The sequence below is a fragment of the Bradyrhizobium sp. P5_C11_2 genome, from assembly GCF_054049755.1.
In genome coordinates this window covers 1-1,918 of sequence record NZ_JBFULT010000886.1, presented here as the reverse complement: position 1 = coordinate 1,918, position 1,918 = coordinate 1, and the positions used below count along the sequence as shown (strand labels likewise).

Genomic DNA, 1,918 nt, shown 5'->3' with positions numbered 1-1,918 from the left:
GCCCAAACGGTGCTTGATGCTGCGTCTCCAAGGCTTTCTCCCCCGCGCGTAGACCCAACTCGTGTGTACCCCTGCAGGTTACGATGACGGCTTTTCCACAGAGGGCATCACGTACAACAGCCACTTCTTCATCCGGATCGTGACCTTCGAAATGACGTGCGTGGCCTTGCCCTTCTGCGTGTAGATCGCTGCCGATCCACCTGATCCGAGCGACAGCTTGCGGGCCACGGCATCGTCGCTGAAATTGATCCGCACTGCATAAAGCCCGTCAGATCCGATACGCGCCGCGTTCGGGATTGTGCCGCTGGTTGTGAATTGCCCACCACCCGTTGCCGGGATGACATAGTCCACTTTCCCCAGGAACAGGCGGCCCGGGTAAGGGTTGAGCACCATTTCCACATCGTCGCCCGGCTCGACATTCGAGAGCCAGTTCTGCGGAAACACCGCGGCGACGGCGGTATCGGACACGTTGACGAATGTTCCGGCCGCAGCAAGCGGCATCGGCACAAGCATGGTGCCGATCTGCACCTGCCAATTCGTGACGTATCCATCACCCGGCGCCGTCATCTTGCATTGCGCGAGGTTAAAGCGTGCGTCGTCCAATTGAGCTTCGATCGCGGGAACATTGCTCTGGGCCGTCCGCAAGGCCGCGGCGGCCTGTTGAGCCGAAGCTTGCGCTTGCGCTAGACCCGCTTCAGCCTGTTGAACAGCGGCGTCCGCTTCCTGGCGTTCTTGCGCAGCCTTGGCCACGTTAAGCTGGCTAATGGCAGCTTTGTCCGCACGCTGAATGTTGAGGGCAATTTGTTCCTGGGTCTTGGCTAGTTCGTCCGCGGCCTTCGCCTTCGCGAGGATGGCCTGCGCATTCGGTATGGCCGTCTTTGCGGTCGCCAGCGCGGCTTCGGCTTGTCCTACGTTGGCCTTCGACGCAGCCAACTGCGCCTCGACCTGGTTCACCGTGTACTGATACGGCGCCGGGTCAATTTCCAGCAGCAAGTCACCCTTCTTCACCCGTTGATTTGCCTCGGCGTGGATCGTCTTGACCTGCCCTTTGACGTAAGGGACAAGCTGCACCACGTACTGGCTGGTCACCATCTTGTCCGTAATCGGCGCCGACTGCGTCCAGACCACCACGACGCCACCGATCATGAATACGCCCGCGACGATCATGGTCGCGATTATGTAAGCCGTGGGCTTGATGCGCAGGACCTTGAACAGCACGAGAACCATTGCAACGTAGACAATGATCAGGATTGCGATCACGGTCGCATCTCCTTGTCTCCTGCGAGCTGACGCAATGCCGTTACACTGTCACYCCTCTCGGGTTCGACGCCATGCGGCTGAAGTTCGTTCTTTGCTGATTTCATTCCAGACGGCGTTGTAAACGCCCATATGAATGCCACCGGCCACAGCAACCCACCGGTCGCGATCCCGATCCAGCTCATGGCATTGATCGCGCTGGCCTGCGGATGATTCCATTTGCGCGCGAGTTGACCCGGAAGTTTGCCCAGATTGACGACGATGATTACGCCAACAAAGATCAGAACAGCGAACACTGCGAACGCAAACGCATCCAACGCGCCGAATGAAGAATCCATTGGCAGGACTCCATGTGAAGCGCGGTATATTCCGCGCAGGCGCTCGCTGCTCAGTCTATTCCATTCAAGATAAGGGCTTCTGCTTCGCAGACTAAGGCAGAGTTACCTTCGGGTCTATGCGATTCCAGGCAACCATTGTCCGTTTTGGGATTTGGCGGTGCAAAAACTCAAAGCGGCGCAAGGGCGGTGGTGCATCGAACGACGAGGTCCGCAACGGGTCAAAAGCGCCGTTTTGCGARGKCGGCCAGTCACTTCCGGTCCGCCCCGATAAGCGGACCATTTCGGAGGCCGCTCGGACTTCTCATCAGGGCCGGGATCGGAAG

At 58.8% G+C, this 1,918-nt stretch carries 2 protein-coding genes; both read right to left on the bottom strand.

The annotated features are described in order from the left end of the window. Positions 1-78: 78 nt before the first annotated feature. Positions 79-1,260: an HlyD family secretion protein gene (locus ACXJL8_RS39885; protein WP_456686908.1), complete on the bottom strand. Its 1,182-nt coding sequence runs from the start codon at positions 1,258-1,260 to the stop codon at positions 79-81. Then, positions 1,257-1,595 carry a DUF3302 domain-containing protein gene (locus ACXJL8_RS39880; protein WP_456686907.1) on the bottom strand — a complete coding sequence of 113 codons (339 nt, stop codon included), beginning with the start codon at positions 1,593-1,595 and terminating at the stop codon, positions 1,257-1,259. Before ACXJL8_RS39880 ends, ACXJL8_RS39885 begins: the two co-directional genes overlap by 4 nt. Between the last annotated feature and the right edge of the window lie 323 nt (positions 1,596-1,918).